This is a genomic window from Flindersiella endophytica, assembly GCF_054779015.1.
The window spans coordinates 46277-61562 of record NZ_BAAGYY010000001.1 but is presented as its reverse complement, the minus strand read 5'-3'; the positions used below and the strand labels follow the sequence as shown (position 1 = coordinate 61562).

General features: G+C 68.7%; 14 protein-coding genes. 5 read left to right on the top strand and 9 right to left on the bottom strand.

Features of this window, described 5'->3' with window-relative positions; all coding sequences use genetic code 11:
- Positions 1–77: 77 nt before the first annotated feature.
- Positions 78–1127 carry a glycosyl hydrolase 53 family protein gene (locus ACYVF6_RS00285; RefSeq protein WP_460514432.1) on the top strand — a complete coding sequence of 350 codons (1050 nt, stop codon included), beginning with the start codon at positions 78–80 and terminating at the stop codon, positions 1125–1127.
- On the top strand, positions 1124–4321 hold the full coding sequence (locus ACYVF6_RS00280; RefSeq protein WP_460514429.1) for a right-handed parallel beta-helix repeat-containing protein: 3198 nt from the start codon (positions 1124–1126) through the stop codon (positions 4319–4321). Before ACYVF6_RS00285 ends, ACYVF6_RS00280 begins: the two co-directional genes overlap by 4 nt.
- A gap of 152 nt (positions 4322–4473) precedes the next feature.
- On the opposite strand, the gene ACYVF6_RS00275 is transcribed toward ACYVF6_RS00280, so the two are convergent.
- On the bottom strand, positions 4474–5064 hold the full coding sequence (locus ACYVF6_RS00275) for a VanZ family protein (protein ID WP_460514427.1): 591 nt from the start codon (positions 5062–5064) through the stop codon (positions 4474–4476).
- 274 nt (positions 5065–5338) lie between these two features.
- On the opposite strand from ACYVF6_RS00275, the gene ACYVF6_RS00270 reads away from it, so the two are divergent.
- Positions 5339–6559 carry an MFS transporter gene (locus ACYVF6_RS00270; RefSeq protein WP_460514425.1) on the top strand — a complete coding sequence of 407 codons (1221 nt, stop codon included), beginning with the start codon at positions 5339–5341 and terminating at the stop codon, positions 6557–6559.
- 7 nt (positions 6560–6566) lie between these two features.
- Here ACYVF6_RS00270 and ACYVF6_RS00265 read toward each other — a convergent pair whose 3' ends face one another.
- Both ACYVF6_RS00265 and ACYVF6_RS00260 read right to left on the bottom strand, forming a co-directional pair.
- Positions 6567–7220 carry a transcriptional regulator gene (locus tag ACYVF6_RS00265; RefSeq protein ID WP_460514423.1) on the bottom strand — a complete coding sequence of 218 codons (654 nt, stop codon included), beginning with the start codon at positions 7218–7220 and terminating at the stop codon, positions 6567–6569.
- Complete coding sequence (locus ACYVF6_RS00260; RefSeq protein ID WP_460514422.1) at positions 7213–8349, bottom strand: sensor histidine kinase; 1137 nt, start codon at positions 8347–8349, stop codon at positions 7213–7215. The genes ACYVF6_RS00265 and ACYVF6_RS00260 overlap by 8 nt, the downstream gene beginning before the upstream one ends.
- A 147-nt stretch (positions 8350–8496) precedes the next feature.
- Between ACYVF6_RS00260 and ACYVF6_RS00255 the strand changes: the two genes are divergently transcribed.
- Positions 8497–9057: a hypothetical protein gene (locus tag ACYVF6_RS00255; RefSeq protein ID WP_460514420.1), complete on the top strand. Its 561-nt coding sequence runs from the start codon at positions 8497–8499 to the stop codon at positions 9055–9057.
- 166 nt (positions 9058–9223) lie between these two features.
- On the opposite strand, the gene ACYVF6_RS00250 is transcribed toward ACYVF6_RS00255, so the two are convergent.
- The 5 genes from ACYVF6_RS00250 to ACYVF6_RS00230 all read right to left on the bottom strand — a co-directional run bounded on the left by ACYVF6_RS00250 (position 9224) and on the right by ACYVF6_RS00230 (position 13201).
- Positions 9224–9973 (bottom strand): zinc metalloprotease, encoded by a 750-nt coding sequence (locus tag ACYVF6_RS00250; RefSeq protein WP_460514418.1) that lies wholly within the window; start codon positions 9971–9973, stop codon positions 9224–9226.
- A gap of 238 nt (positions 9974–10211) precedes the next feature.
- Positions 10212–11156: a M56 family metallopeptidase gene (locus ACYVF6_RS00245; protein ID WP_460514416.1), complete on the bottom strand. Its 945-nt coding sequence runs from the start codon at positions 11154–11156 to the stop codon at positions 10212–10214.
- A complete protein-coding gene (locus tag ACYVF6_RS00240; protein ID WP_460514415.1) occupies positions 11153–11545 on the bottom strand; it encodes a BlaI/MecI/CopY family transcriptional regulator in 393 nt (130 codons plus the stop codon). The genes ACYVF6_RS00245 and ACYVF6_RS00240 overlap by 4 nt, the downstream gene beginning before the upstream one ends.
- 71 nt (positions 11546–11616) lie before the next feature.
- Entirely contained in the window at positions 11617–12588 is a 972-nt protein-coding gene (locus ACYVF6_RS00235) for an anti-sigma factor RsbA family regulatory protein (RefSeq protein ID WP_460514413.1), read from the bottom strand.
- A 178-nt stretch (positions 12589–12766) separates the two neighbouring features.
- A complete protein-coding gene (locus tag ACYVF6_RS00230; protein ID WP_460514511.1) occupies positions 12767–13201 on the bottom strand; it encodes a winged helix-turn-helix transcriptional regulator in 435 nt (144 codons plus the stop codon).
- A 70-nt stretch (positions 13202–13271) separates the two neighbouring features.
- Between ACYVF6_RS00230 and ACYVF6_RS00225 the strand changes: the two genes are divergently transcribed.
- Positions 13272–13928 (top strand): NAD(P)-dependent oxidoreductase, encoded by a 657-nt coding sequence (locus tag ACYVF6_RS00225; protein ID WP_460514411.1) that lies wholly within the window; start codon positions 13272–13274, stop codon positions 13926–13928.
- A 41-nt stretch (positions 13929–13969) separates the two neighbouring features.
- Here ACYVF6_RS00225 and ACYVF6_RS00220 read toward each other — a convergent pair whose 3' ends face one another.
- Complete coding sequence (locus tag ACYVF6_RS00220) at positions 13970–15220, bottom strand: glycoside hydrolase family 1 protein (protein WP_460514409.1); 1251 nt, start codon at positions 15218–15220, stop codon at positions 13970–13972.
- Between the last annotated feature and the right edge of the window lie 66 nt (positions 15221–15286).

Sequence of the window (15286 nt, the reverse complement as noted above, 5' to 3'; positions counted from 1 at the left end):
GACATCGCCGAGTTTCCTGCATGGGTAGTAAGCGTTTCAACCCTGGCCGGGCGATCCATCAGCGAAGGGATTTCGCGATGACTGGAAGGGATTCGTCCGTGCCTGCCCAGGTGTCCCGGCGTGCCGTCCTGCTCGGCGCGGCCGCCGGCACGGGCACGCTCGCGCTCGGCGCGGCAGGTGGCCTGGCCCAGCCGGCGCAGGCCGCGACGTTCGTGAAAGGCGCCGACATCAGCTGGATGCCACAGATGGAGGCCGGCGGCTACTACTGGAACAACAGCTCCGGACAGCGCCAGGACCTGTTCACCATCCTCAAGGGGTACGGCATCACGGCGGTCAGCCTGCGTACGTGGGTCAATCCGTCCAGTGACCCGGCCAACGGGCACTGCGGTATCGAGGAGACCGCGGCCATGGCCGTGCGGTGCAAGAACGCCGGCCTGCAGGTGCTGATCGGCTTCCACTTCGGCGACACCTGGAACTCCGTCGGCGTCCAGAACCCGCCCGCGGCCTGGGCGAGCATGTCGTACAGCCAGATGCTCCAGGCGATGTACGACTACGTCTACCACTCGCTGAACGTCGTCAAGTACTACGGCGTCACCCCGGCGTGGGTGAAGATCGGCAACGAGACCAACTCGGGCATCTGCAAGCCGACCGGCAGCATCAGCCGGCCCGCCCAGATGACCGGCCTGCTGAACGCCGCGTACGACATGTCCAAGCAGGTCTTCCCCAACACGCCCGTGCTCGTGCATCTCGCGCAGCCGCAGAACCTCGACAGCATCCAGAACTTCCTCAACGCCTACAGGTCGAACGGCGGCCGCTGGGACATCACCGGCCTGTCGTCCTACGCTCAGGGCGGCAACGTCGCGCCCGTGCTGGCCAACATGCGTACCATCCAGTCGAACTACGGCAAGCCGGTCATGCAGGTGGAGTACGGCGGCCCGCTCGGCAAACCCACCCAGGTACGCGACTCGCTGCGCCAGTTCATCACCGGCATCAAGGGCTTCGGCGGCCTCGGCACGTTCTACTGGGAACCCGAGGGCTACTCGCCGTTCACCAGTTACGGAAGCTCCGCCTGGGACCCCAGCACCCGGCGGCCCACCGCGGCCATGGACGGATTCCTCAACGTATGAAAACCTCCACGATACTGGCCGGAGCCCTCCTGCTCACGGCCCTCACGACGAGCCCCGCCGAAGCTGCGAACGCCTATTACGTGGCGCCGAACGGCAACGACAGCGCTGCCGGCACCCAGGCCGCGCCCTGGGCGTCGATCGCCCGCGCACAGTCGGCGGCCCAGCCGGGCGACACCGTCTACCTTCGCGGCGGCACCTACGCCTACACCCGCGCGAACAGCTCCTGCTCGAGCCAGACCGCCCGAGTCGACGCGATCACGCTGAACAAGAGCGGCAGTGCGGGAAGCCCGATCCGCTACTGGGCCTACCCGGGAGAACGTCCGGTCTTCGACTTCTCGCGGATGACCGACAACTGCCGGATCAAGGGCTTCGACGTCACCGGCAGCCGGATCCATCTCAAAGGGCTGGAAATCAAAGGCGTTCCGCAGAACAACGATCTGAACGCCGAGTCCTGGGGAGTCTGGATCTCGGGCAGCGGCAACACGTTCGAACAGCTCGACATCCACCACATCATGGGAACCGGCCTGTTCATCAACGGCGGAGGCGGCAACCTCGTCGTCAACTCGGACTCGCACGACAACTACGACCTGCGCAGCTCCGACGGTCCCGGCGAGAACGCGGACGGGTTCGGCTCGCACTACTCGCCGGCCGGCAGCGCCGGGAACGTGTTCCGGGGTTGCCGCGCGTGGTGGAACGCCGACGACGGGTTCGACCTCATCTCCACCTACTCCTCCGTGCTCATCGAGCGTTCGTGGGCGTGGCGCAACGGCTACGTTCCCGGAACCACGACGGCGGCGGGCAACGGAAACGGCTTCAAGGCCGGCGGCTACGGCGGCGACTACGACGCCAACGCCGTCAAGCACACCGTCCGCCTCTCGGTGGCCTTCGCCAACCGGGCCGCGGGTTTCTACGCAAACCACCATCCCGTGGCCAACGACTACTTCAACAACACGAGCTACGGAAACCACCCCGACTACAACATGCTCGGCGTCGACTCCAGCGGCGGTGCCGTCGGCCGGGGCAACCTGCGCAACAACATCGCCTACACCGGGACCCTGACGTCGAACCTGACCGGCACGAGCTCCGCGTACAACACCTGGGACCTCGGCATCGCACTGTCGGACGCGCAGTTCCAGAGCGTGTCGACCTCCGGCTGGGACGCCCGCCGCCAAGCCGACGGCAGCCTGCCTGTGCTGCCCAACCTCCGGCTCGCAGCCAACAGCACGCTGATCGACAAGGGCACCGATGTCGGCCTGCCGTACCACGGATCCGCGCCCGACCTCGGCGCCTTCGAGCAGTCCGGCAGCACGACCAGCGGCGGCCTGGAGAGCCGGGAAGCGGCTGACGAAGGGACGTTCCAGACCATCACGAACGACTCCTTCAGGTATGACACGAGTGGCAATCCCATCTATTCGCAGGGTGGCGGCATCTTCAAGTTCGGGGACACCTACTACTGGTACGGCGTGCACTACGTCGGCGCCGAGCTCTACCAGGCGAATCCGACGAGGCAGTACGACAACGACGTCACGTTCGTCTCGATCCCGGTCTACTCGTCGAAGGACCTGGTGAACTGGACGTTCGAGAACAACGTCGCCACCCGTTCCACGGCTCCCTTCACCAACGGCGGTTGGGTAGGACGCCTCGGCGTCTCCTACAACGAGAACACCCGCAAGTACGTCCTTGTCGTGCAAGGGCCTGGCGGGATCGTCTTCCTGCAGGGTGACTCACCCACCGGCACCTTCGTGCACGCCGCCACCCAGGCCCAGATCGTCAACTCACCAACACCGGGCACCGGAGACCAGACCGTCTTCACCGACGACGACGGCAAGGACTACCTGATCTTCTCCAACTCCTCCGGGCGCGCCCGCGCCTTCGTCTCCAAGCTGCGGGAGTCGGACTCGCTGTACGCGGAACCGGCGGTGCAGATCGGGTACTGCTCCGGCTGCGGCCGCGAGGGCAACGCCATGTTCAAGCTCGACGGCAGGTACTACCACGCCTCGTCGGACCTGCACGGCTGGAATTCGTCCGTTTCGCACGTCATCGAGTCGACCGGCGGCAACATCCAGGGCACGTACACCAGCGAGTACACGCTTGCCGGCACCGAGCTGGACTACAGCCACGTGACCCAGACCGGGTTCTTCGTCACGGTCAAGGGCACCAAGCAGACAACGGTCATCTTCGCCGGCGACCGCTGGGCCGACTTCGCCTGGAACGGCATCGGATACAACCAGTGGATGCCGGTGACCAAGACCGGCGCGCGGCCGCAGTTCCACTCGGTGAGCCAGTGGCAGTTGAACGCCACGACCGGCGAGTGGCGCGTCGGGCCGGCGAACAACTACGTCCTCAACCCCGGGTTCCAGGCCGACCGCATCATCACCTCCCCCGTGACCGGATGGACCAGCTTCGCCGAGTCCGGGCCGAACGCCGTGACCAACGTCAGCGGCGGTGCGAACGGGTCGCGCTTCGCGCTGCAGATCGGCGCCACCCAGTCATACGCGGGTGGCGTGCGGCAGCAGATCACCGTGCCGGCGGGCACGTACCGGATGTCGCTCTTCGCCAGGACCACCGGCTCGCTGAGCGCCGCGCAGCTGACGGTCACCGACGGCAGCGGTGGCTCGCGCACGCTCACCATCCCGGCCTCCAGCGGCTGGACGCGGCGCGAACTCGCGGACATCCCGCTGCCGGCCGGACCGGCCACCGTCACCATCCGCGCGGCGAGCAGCAACGGCTTCCTCTTCGCGGACGACCTTTCGCTCGTCAAAACCTCCACCGACGCGCCTCCGCCCCCGGTCGCGGGTCGTTACGAGGTGGAGGCTGCGCCGGCGGTGTGTCAGGGTGCGATTGCCTCCAACCACACCGGCTTCTCCGGCACCGGCTTCTGCGACGGCACCGCAGCGGTGGGTGCCTACGCCCAGTTCACGGTCTCGTCGGCCACGGCCGGCCAGGGGACGCTGGGCGTCCGCTTCGCCAACGGCGCAAGCGGCGGCCTCGCACGACCCGCGAACCTGATCGTCAACGGCTCCATGGTGGGGTCGGTTTCGTTCGAGTCCACCGGCGCCTGGACCACGTGGGCCACCAAGACACTGACCGCCCAACTCACCGCCGGCCCCAACACCATCCGCCTCGACCCGACCACCACAGCCGGCCTCCCCAACGTCGACTACCTGGAGGTGAGTGCCGCTGGAGCGGGCTGAGCCGCGCGCTGCGCCTCAGCTGGCCGGATACAGGCAGAACGGGTGCCCGGCGGGGTCCGCGTACACCGGACAACCTCCACCCCCGTAACCGCTCGTCCCCGTGCAGGCGAGCTGGTCGCGTCGATCGGGTGCCGGCGGCGTCGGGTAGGGGCTCAGGGGCGCGGCACCTGGTCCGAGTGAGGTCGGTCAGTCGACGCGTTGGGCGTCGCGCGCCACCAGTGGCGTGACGCCAGCGCGGCCAGCCCGGCACCGGCGGCGTTGAGCAGGACGTCATCCACAGACGACACCCGGTCCAGCCGCAGCACGTACTGCGCGATCTCGACCAGGACCGAGCAGCCCACCGCAAGCGCCAAGATCCGCGGCATGGACGCCAGCGCCGCGAACCGCAGTGGAGCGAAGAACCCCAGCGCCGCGAACACCAGCAGGTTGCCGACGACCTGGCGCGTCGCCGTGGCCGGCTCGTCAGCGAGGATCGTGAGCAGGTCCCGCAGCGGTAGCAGGCTCAGCCGGCCGGGGACGGCGCCGGCATGCTCGCCCGGCAACATGATCATCCAGACCCACGGCACCGTTCCGTAGACGATGCCGACCTCGGCCAGCGATTTCCGCCATGGCGCAGGGCTGCCCAGGGCGCTCCGGCGGCGGGCCAGCAACCACACCACCAGCGCGGCCAACGGCAGTACGGCCACCGTGATGAACACCACGCCCGTGAACGTCCCGACCAGGCGATGCCATCCCTCGGCCATGCCACCTCCGCATCCAGTCCGAAGTCCCCGACCACGAGATCCGCATCGTTGCTCGACGGCGTCGCTCCTGGTCGATCGGACTCTAGTTCCGTGACTCCCGACGCCGGCTACCTGGTCGCGGGCGACCAGCCGCTGCTCGTCGTGAGTTGGCGCAGCCCCAGCCAGGGGTGTACCTGGTAGAGGATGACGAGTTACGGCCGTGCACCCACTCTCCTAGACGTGACCGGTACGAGCGGGCCCGCAGCATGCTCGCCGGCCCGGTTCTGAGCTGCTCGTGACGGAGGCGGCAACCACCCGGGACGCGGCAAGGGCCCAGCTGACGCAAGCCGGGCTGCGCCGCGTCCTGGTCGTGCTGTGCCTGACCGAGATCACCAGCTGGGGCGTGCTCTACTACGCGTTCACCGTGCTCGCGCCCACGATCGGCCGCGACACCGGCTGGTCCACCAGTGCCGTCACCGCGGCGTTCTCGGTCAGTCAGATCACCGCCGCCGTGGTCGGGGTTCCCGTCGGCCGGTTGCTGGACCGGCACGGGCCGCGCATGGTCATGACCGCGGGGTCGGTGCTCGCGGTTCCGGCCACCGTGGTGATCGCGAACGCCGGCAACCTCGGGTGGTTCTTCGCCGGCTGGATCGCTGCCGGTGCGGCGATGGCGGCGGTGCTGTACCAGCCGGCGTTCGCCGCACTCACCAGATGGTGGGGGCCGCGCCGGGTCACCGCGCTGACCGGGGTCACCCTGATCGCTGGGCTGTCGAGCACTGTCTTCGCCCCGCTCACCGCGGCACTCGTCACGCGGCTCGGGTGGCGGCCCACGTACCTCCTGCTGGCCGTCGTCCTCGCGCTGGTCACCATTCCCGCCCACGCCATCGGGTTGCGCGGGCCGTGGCCGCGCCTGGAGAGGCGGACGAACGAGCCGCAGCACGCACCCGATCAGGTGGCCCGCAGCCGCCCGTTCGTCATGCTGGCGATCGCGATGAGCCTGGCCTCGTTCGCCGTGTACGCCGTCATCGTCAACCAGATCCCCCTCCTCACCGGACGCGGCCTGAGCCTCGAGACCGCAGCACTCGCGCTCGGGCTCAGCGGTGCCGGGCAGGTCTGTGGGCGCCTCTTCTACGCACCGATCGCCCGCTACACCAGCATCCGCGGGCGCACCGCCCTCATCCTGTGCTCCGGCGCCACGATGACCGCCCTCCTCGGGCTCCTGCCCGGACCGGCCTGGCTGCTGGTCACGGTCGCCATCCTGGTGGGCGCCACGCGTGGTCTGTTCACCCTCCTGCAGGCCACCGCCATCAGCGATCGCTGGGGCGAAGCCCACTACGGCACCCTCAACGGAATCCTGTCGGCCCCTGTCCTCCTCGCGACCGCCTCGGCGCCATGGGCCGGCACCGCGATCGCCAACACGCTTGGCGGCTACCCGTTCGTGTTCGCCGTCCTGGCCGGCTGCGCCTTCCTGGCCGCCGCGTTCGCGTGGGCCGCCAAACCCGGCCGCAGAGAGTGAACGAGGGCTAGAGCAGGCCGTGGTCGCGGGCGTAGATCGCCGCCTGGGTTCGGTCGCGTAGGCCCAGGCGGCCGAGGATGCGAGAGATGTGGTTCTTGACCGTTCCCTCACTCAGATACAGCCGGGCCGCGATTTCGCGGTTCGTCGAGCCGCTCGCGACCAGTCGTAGGACGTCGAGCTCGCGATCCGTCAACGCGGGAACGGAATCCGAGTCGACGGCCGTACGTGTGCCACCGGCCAGCGCGGCGCTCAGCCTGGCCGCCGCCGCCGGGTCGAACGGTGCCACCCCCGCGTGCGTGAGCCGCACCGCCTGGGCCAGTTCACGCGCCGGCAGGTCCTTCAGCAGATAGCCGGCGGCGCCTGCCCGCAGCGCGTCCACCACGTACGTCTCGTCGTCGAACGTGGTGAGCATGACCACGCGGCACTCCGGCAGGCGGGTACGCAGCACGGCTACGGCGTCGATCCCGTCCATGGTCGGCATCCGTACGTCCATCAGGATCACGTCCGGCCGAGACTCCAGCGCCCGTTCGATCGCCTCGCGTCCGTCGGCGGCCGTGGCGGCCACCTCGATGCCGGGCTGGATGTCCAGCAGGGACGCGATGCTCTCGCGGATCAGCCGCTGGTCGTCGACGACGAGGACGCGGACGGTGTCGTCAGTCATGGCGTCGTCCGCCGGGGATGCTGACCGTGAGCCGCGTGCCGCCGCCTGGCCCGCCGTCGATCTCGACGCGCCCGCCGGCCAGTTGCACGCGTTCGCGCATGCCGAGCAGGCCGAAGCCGTTCCGGCCAGGTGCGATCCCGTGGCCGTCATCCACCACGACCAGCCGCGCGTACGACGGTTCGAGTCGTACGGTGACGGTGACCTTGGTCGCCGATGCGTGCCGGCGCGCGTTCGTCAGCCCTTCCTGCGCGGCGCGATGCAACGCGACCAGCGTCGCCGGGTCGTGGGCGCGCTCGTCGCCGGCGAACTCGAGGGTGACCGCGGGCGGTCCGGGATTGGCTTCGCGGACCAGTTGATCCAGCGCTTCCGCGAGCAGGAACGGCGTCGGCTCCTCGCGCATCGTCCGTACCGATCGCCGTACGTCCTCCAGCGCCCGCCGCGCCGAACGCCGCGCGTCGTCGAGTGCCTGGTCGGACCCGGCTGGATCGCTGGTCCGGAACGTCGCGGACTTCTCCAGCAGCACCGCGATCGCCGTGAGGTGGTGTCCGAGCCCGTCGTGGATGTCGCGGGCTACGCGGTTGCGTTCGGCGGTCGCGGACAGCTCGGCGACCTGGGACGCGTACGCCTGCAGCCTGGCCCGGCCACGCTGTTCCTCGGCCGCCACCGACGCCATCGCGATCGCGAGAACCACGCCGATGCCGAACATCAGCAGGTCGGAGACCGGCTCGGCCTGCCCGTACCACTGCGGCACGGTCAGCTGGAACCCGCTCGCGACGCTTGCGACGCAGGCGATGCCGAGCACGATGCTGACGACGCGGCCGAACGCGAAGTACGCCAGGAACGGCAGCAGCACGAACAGCACCTTCGACAACCCGGACCCGTCGGCCCAGGCCACCAGGACGAACAACGCGAGCCGCAGGGCCAGCAGCCCGGCCGCGGGCCAGGGCGGTGTGTGTGCCGGCCACCGTCGCCGTTCGATCAGCTCGAGCCCGAGCAGCGCTGCCAGGCCACCGGCGAACAGGGCCGGACGGGTGTCGCCGAGCCCGGCCAGCCCGGCGTACAGCCCGGCGACGAGCACCGCGCCGTACAGCACCGGCGCGACCCACGGCACCGGTCGGGAGGAGGTCATAGCTTGCACAGTACGGCCGGTGCGGGCGGTTGGCCGAGATGCCGTTCGGCACCTGCCGGGCGGCACCATCCGCCGGTGACGACCGGCCGCGGGTCTCGCCGGTTCGGCACTTATCCCGCGACCATCGCCGGACCTAGCGTCCCGGCCATGACCTTCCTGATGCGGTTCGGCGCCGTCTGCGGCGCACTGTGCGGCCTGTTCATCGCGGTCCCGGGCGCGATCGAGGCGTTCACCGGCGAAACCGCGGCCACCAGCGTCGTGCTCGGAGTCTCGCCGGCGTTGGCGATGCCGCTGCTCACCGCCTTGCAGCTCGGCCAGCTCCGCGGGTCCGGCAGGCTGGGTGCGGTCGGGTACGCGGTGAACCAGATCGGCCTCGGACTGTTCGGCGGCACGGCGTTCACGCTGAACCTGGCGGTGTTCTTCCTCGACGAGGTGAGCCTGGCCGGCGCGACCAGAGCGGCATTGCTGGCCAGCGCCGCGGTGTTCGCGGCCGGCGTCGTCCTGTTCGCGATCGCGATGCTGCGCGCCGGCGTCTACCCGCGGGTGCCGGTACTGGCGTACGGCATCGGCTTCCCCGTCTTCGCCGTGGCGGCCCGGCTGCCGGACACCCCGCTGACCAGCGCGTTGCACGTGCTCGTCGGCGCGAGCCTGATCTGGCTGGCGGCCGCCCTGCGAAAGCGCGCCGGCGAACAGCGCCTCGAGCGCTGAGCGGCGTACGTTTCGCGGACTGCCCAGGCTCGAAGGCTGACCGGCGCTTGCCGTGCCACCCGAAACGGTTGCCGTCGCAGGTCGACGCCGAACGCCTCGAGGCTGCCGATCCGTCCCCGGACGGCCGGCAGCCTCGTCCTGCTTCGGTAGGCGTTCGCCTCTGTGGTCAGCGCACCCAGAGCACGAACGTGAAGACCTTGTGGTCGTTGCCGAGGTCACGTACGTAGGAGGACGACGTGCCGTCGCTCGCCCGGCTGACGGCCCGGCCCCAGTCGGCGGGCCGGTCCAGCGACTGCCGGCCGTTTCCGGGACGCGTGGTGCTGGTGGCCCCGGCGTCGAGGTGCGAGTAGATCGTCTCCAGTTGCGCGTAGTCGTGGGCGTTCGGGTGCTGGTTGGTACCCGGGCTGTTGGTGTAGTCCATGCAGGTGCCGAGGTTCGGGTTGTTGAAGTTCTCGTCCTGGTGGGCGAGCCCGAACGTGTGGCCGACCTCCTGGCAGGTCACGAGCTGGCGCCAGGCAGGCGTGTTGTAGGTCGCGGTGTTGAAGTACGTGTCGTTGAGTCGCACGGTGCCCTGCGTGATGTGTGAGCCGTTGGCCCAGATCTGCGCGACGCCGAGCCATCCGGTGCTTCCGTACGTCCGGTTGCAGACCTCGACGCGGCCGCTCGTCGGCCGGCAGCTGCTGTTCGACCCGCCGGAGACGACCCTCGTGTCGAGTACTGTCGACCGGGTCCAGTCGCCACTCGCGACCGAGAGGTAGGAGTCCCAGGCGCTGCTCACGTTGTCGCCGAGGGACACGGTGAACGGATTCTGGGACCTCGCCCAGTGGTAGTTTCCCCATGAGTGGTTGGCCGATGCCGTGCCTGGGATCGCCAGTACGGCCAGAACGGCAGCCGCGATCAGCGGAAGTGCCTTCATACGCATTGTCGGACCCCTCCCGGGCCAAGACGGATTGATCACCACAGCGTGAGACTGTGTGGACGTCGCGTCAAGACAACGGATCCGACATTGGCCGCGGGTGGACACAAGCTGCCAGTTGTCTACTAAGGGCGTTCGTAGATTGTGGCGAAACCCCTTGTCGGCTTAGAGGTCGTGGCCGTAACGCCGCCGGAACCAATCCGACCTACTAAGTCCGATAGTCGATGGTGGTCGCCCGTCAGCCGAACGGCAGCGGGCAGTGTTCGAGAACGACTTCGATCGCGGACGCCGCGACGAGCGCCAGCGGCACCGCGGCGAACAGCGCCAGCGTGGCCAGGCCGGCCAGCTTGGCTTTCCAGGAAACCGGCGTGACAGGCTCCAGCAGTCCGAGGAGACGCCTCGACACGGTCTCACCGCCGATGCCCAGCGTGCCGCCCGGCACCTTGGCCCTGACAGCCGTGAGCAGCGCCGAGGCCACGTCGCCCCGGTCGTGCCGGCGGCTGGCCCGCTCGTCGGCGAGGCGCTCCACGAAGAACGCGACCGCACCCGGCGCGCGCCGGGCCGCGGGGAGGAACGGGAACGCCGCGCGTACGATCCGGGCGGCACCGATCAGGAGATGGTGCCTGCCGTCCAGGTGCGCTCGTTCGTGGGCGATCATCGCGGCCAGTTCGCCCGGCCCGAGCGCCTCGATCGCGCCCGAGGACACGACGATCCGGCCCCTGCGTCCGGGGATGCAGTACGACGTCACGTCCGGGTGGTCGACGACGGTGGCATCGAGTTCGTCGTCGCGGCGGCCGAGGATGGCCACGGCGGTGCTGTGGCGGTTGCGGAGGCTGTGGTCGCGCAGCAGGTCGCGCCCGATCTGGAACGCGAGCCAGGAAACGACGAGCAGTGCGGAGACGCCGCCACCGATGGCGCTCAGCGGCACGTGCACGTTGTGCTCGTGGAGGACCTGCGTGCAGATCCTGAGCAACTCGGCGACGAAGTCGCGGACCGCTTCGCTGGCGAGTGCGACGGTCACGCCCGCCAGCACGATCACGGCGACCATCGACCACGCCATCGCCAGCCAGAGGGCGACGCCGAGCCTCGGCGTCCGTTCCAGCCACCGCCAGCGGGCCACGACCGCCGGCGCTCCGAACCCGATCAGAGCGACGTAGACAACGACCGCGAGCTCAGCAGTCACGTACGTTTGGGCCTCGGCTTCCGCGCGGACTTCCGCCGGCTCAGCGTGCGCAACGCCCTGCGCAGAGCGTCGGCGTCCTCGGCCGAGATCTCGCTGACGAAGTGCAGGAACGCCGCCTGCCGGTCGACACTGGTGCCGAGTGCCTCGGTCATCAGCCCCGCGGTGTATTCCTCCTGGGTCGCTGCCGGCCAGTACCAGAACGCCTTTCCCGACTTCTCACGTTCGACCCAGCCCTTGGTGTGAAGGTTGTCCATCACCGTCATCACCGTGGTGTAGGCGCAGTCGCGTTCCTCACTCAGGGCGTCCCTGACCTCGCGGACCGTCATGACCTCGTCCGACGACCACAAGCACCGCATGATCGCGGCCTCGAGCTCGCCGAACGCGCGCACGCTCCACCTCGTCCCCGACTGGAATCCGTGACCCGTCCATCCTACGAAGTCGCTCTGGAGAAAGCGGCGACTCAGGCGGGGTGGAAGCCTACGTAGGCGCGTTGGGTGGTGCCGTGTGGCGTGGTGTGCGTACGCACCAGATCGGCCAGGTCGTTGACCATCAGCAAGCCACGCCCGCCCATCTGATCGGGTGGCGCCGGTCTGCGGCCGGCCAGCGAGTCGGTCAGCCGGCCGTCGTCGACGACCTCGCAGACCAGGTGGTCGTGATCGCGCCAGATGCGCAGCCGGCAACCACCGTTGGCATGTACGAGGCTGTTGGTGACGAGCTCGGACACGATCAGCTGCAGATCGGGCAGTCGTGCGGCCGGTAGGCCGAGGCGGCCGGCCTGTTCGAGCGCGTGGCTCCGGGCCGGCAGGATCTGGTCGACCGAGCCGATCACCAGCTCGGACTCCCGTGCCGACTCGGGCGCGGGTTCGCGCAACGGCTGGTTGTACCGCGCGATCGCGGTGTCCGGACTGTAGCTGTCGCTGCCGTACCGCCGGCCGTCCTCCCAGACGACCGGGTGCGTCTGCTGGGCGTCGGCGATCGCACGCGAGTCGAGCCCGGTGACGTCGTACGGGCACAGGATCGTGACATCGCGCCCGGCGAACGCCGCGTTGATCAGCGCCTCGTGCTGGACGCAGGCGGGGTACTCCCGCTGGTGGCGGCCGGGCCAGATCGGCTCACCGATGATGCGAACGTGCCGGCCGGAACGACCATGGGCGTCGGCGAACTTGCGCAGCACGCCCGCGATGATGCGGCCGGGATTGCGCCCGGCTTCGGTCATGTCGATCAGCGTGACCTCGCTGTCGACGGCTCCGGCTGCCAGCGCGTCGCGCAGAATCCGCAGCCGCTCCCCGGGCACGGCGACCGCGACCGGGTGCTCGCGAGCCAGCCCCTCGACGACGAACGGCACCAGGCCGGCGAGATACTCCTCGTCCGAGCGGTAGAACAGAGCAGGATGCGCGAACGGATCCACGCCGGCGGCTCTGATCATGCTCATGCCGCCTGCTCCAGATCTGCGTTCTGCCAGCTCAAGACACCCACCATACGTGCGATTCCGTGAGGCTGGCATACCCCGAACGCGGACGGCAAACGTGACGTACCGGGGAGTACGCGAATGTGACGAGCCGAATGCGCACTGTTACAGAATGCTTCGAGTCTGCCCGGATATCGCAGTGTTACTTATCGCGATCCGTGGAGTCAGGAGGAGGTCGATCCGCGCGGTCGTAGGCTTCCTGTGCCGCGGACACGTCGCCGAGGTGCGCGATCGACCATTCCTCCAGCGCGCGCAGCGGCTCGCGCAGGGTGCGGCCCGCCTCGGTGAGCGTGTACTCGACGCGGACCGGAACGTCGGGGAAGACGGTGCGGCGCACGAGCCCGTCCCGTTCGAGCCCGCGGAGAGTCTGGGTGAGCATCTTCTGCGAGATGCCTGCGATGCGTCGGCGCAACTCTCCGAAGCGGACGCTGCCGTCCCAGAGGGCGCCCACGATGAGCACCGTCCAACGGTCGCCGATGCGATCCAGGATGGGGCGAGTCGGGCAGTCCGCGCGGTAAGGGCTGCCGCTGAGTACCGACTCGGCCGGGGTGGTTACCACAAAGTGCCTTCTTCCCATTAGAGAGTTGCCCTCATACGGTAATCGCAGCGCATCGTCCGATGCCACCCCTTCCGTAGAAAGGCACCTCATGTCTCGCATTACCGTCATCGGCGGCACCGGCTATGCCGGTTCGGCCATCACCACGGAGGCCGCTGCTCGCGGTCACCAGGTCACCGCGCTGAGCCGCTCGCTCCCCCACGCGCCCATCCCGAGCGTGACCTATGTCCAGGGCGACGCCACCGACGAAGCAGCGCTGTCTTCGGCCATCGAGGGTTCCGACATCGTCGTGGACGCAATCGCCCCACGCGGCCCGCTGGTCGGCCACGCCCGCGACGTCCACCGCACCATCGCGCGGCTGGCCGATGCCGCACGCGTACGCCTGTTCATCGTCGGCGGCGCCTCGTCGCTGCGCCCTGCGCCCGCAGCGGATCGCTTCGTCAACGACCCCAGCCACCTCGGCCTCATCCCCGCGGAGCTCCACGACGAGATCCGCGACGGAGCGGCGTTCATCATCGAGGACCTCCCGGCCACGCCCGCGACACTCGACTGGGTCTACGTGAGCCCCGCGCTCAGGTTCGGCGCACATATGCCCGCCGAACGACTCGGTCGTTATCGGCTCGGCGACGAGGTCGCCGTGCAGCCCGAGGACGGCGGTGCAATCTCCGCCGCGGACTACGCCCTCGGGTTCGTCGACCTGATCGAGAAGGGTGACCACCACAGGGCACAGGTCAACCTCGGCCACTAGGGGATTGAGAGCGACAGCGCCGAACCCATCCGGGACGGCCTTCAGGTCGGCTTGACGGTCTCGTCTCCGGGCTCTGGCAGCTGGTTGACTCGGGCGATCTCGGCGTAGATTCGGCCACTGGGCTTGACCGTTCGCCGCATCGACTCGCGATCGACGTCGATCAGTCCGAAGCGCATGGAGTATCCGTAGGCCCATTCGAAGTTGTCCATCGAGCTCCAGTGGAAGTATCCGCGTACGTCAAGTCCCTGATCGATCGCTTTCCACACCTCGCCCAGCATCGCCGGCAGGAAGCCTTGGCGGACAGCGTCGTCGGCCGTGGCGACACCGTTCTCGGTGACGTAGATCGGCTTTCCGGTCGAACGCAAGTCCTCCAGCGCGATTCCCAGCCATGGTGGGTGGATCGCCCAGTCGAAGTCGCTGACCGGGACGCCCGGTGGATTGGTGCGATGGATGAACACTTCTCCGGGATGCCGGAGTGAGAACGACACCAAGGATCCGCTGTAGTGGTTGAGGCCCACATAGTCGCCGGCCGCGTCGGCGACGCGGCGCAACCGTAGGCCGTCCGGCCATCGACTCATGGACGCGTCCGCCACCCAGGCAGCCAGGCGATCCAGCCAGGTCCTGGTCTTCGGCAGCATCAGCCACTTGTGCTGCGCCAGTCCGATCGGCACGTCAGGGGTGCGGCGCTTCAACTCCGCGTAGGCGGCCTCGTGTGCCCGGCGAAGATTCGCCAGCACTCTGAACATCCCCACCACGTCGCCCTTCTTGCCTGGCGGGAACTCGCCCGTCAGCCACCCTTGATAGGCGTAGACGTTGGGCTCGTTGATCGTGCACCAGAGCGACACCAACGTGCCCAGCTCGACGGCCACGCGGCGGACGAACGGCAACCAGCGTTGGACGGCTGTCCGATCCAGCCAGCCACCTTGTGCGATGAACCAGGTGGGCGAGGTGAAGTGGTGCAACGTGACCATGGTCGCGATGCCGCGCTCTCGAAGGTCGGTGAGTACGGCGCGGTAGTGCTCGATCGCTTCCTGGTCGAACCTTCCGGGCTCCGGCTCGACCCGTGACCACTCGATTGAAAGCCGGTGCGCGTTGGTGCTGAGGCCCGAGAGCAGATCGAAGTCTTCTCTGAAGCGGTTCCAGTGGTCGCATGCGACGGCCGCGGTGTCGCCGGTCTTGATACGCCCCTGCTGCTCCCACGTCCACCAGTCGTTGTTGACGTTTCCGCCTTCTACCTGATGAGCGGCGGTGGATGTTCCCCACAGGAAGCGATCTGGAAACGAGCGCGGCATCAGAAGATGCTCTCACTCAGTCGATCCACTATCAAGTGACATCGAGATCCTGCCGCGTGACTATCG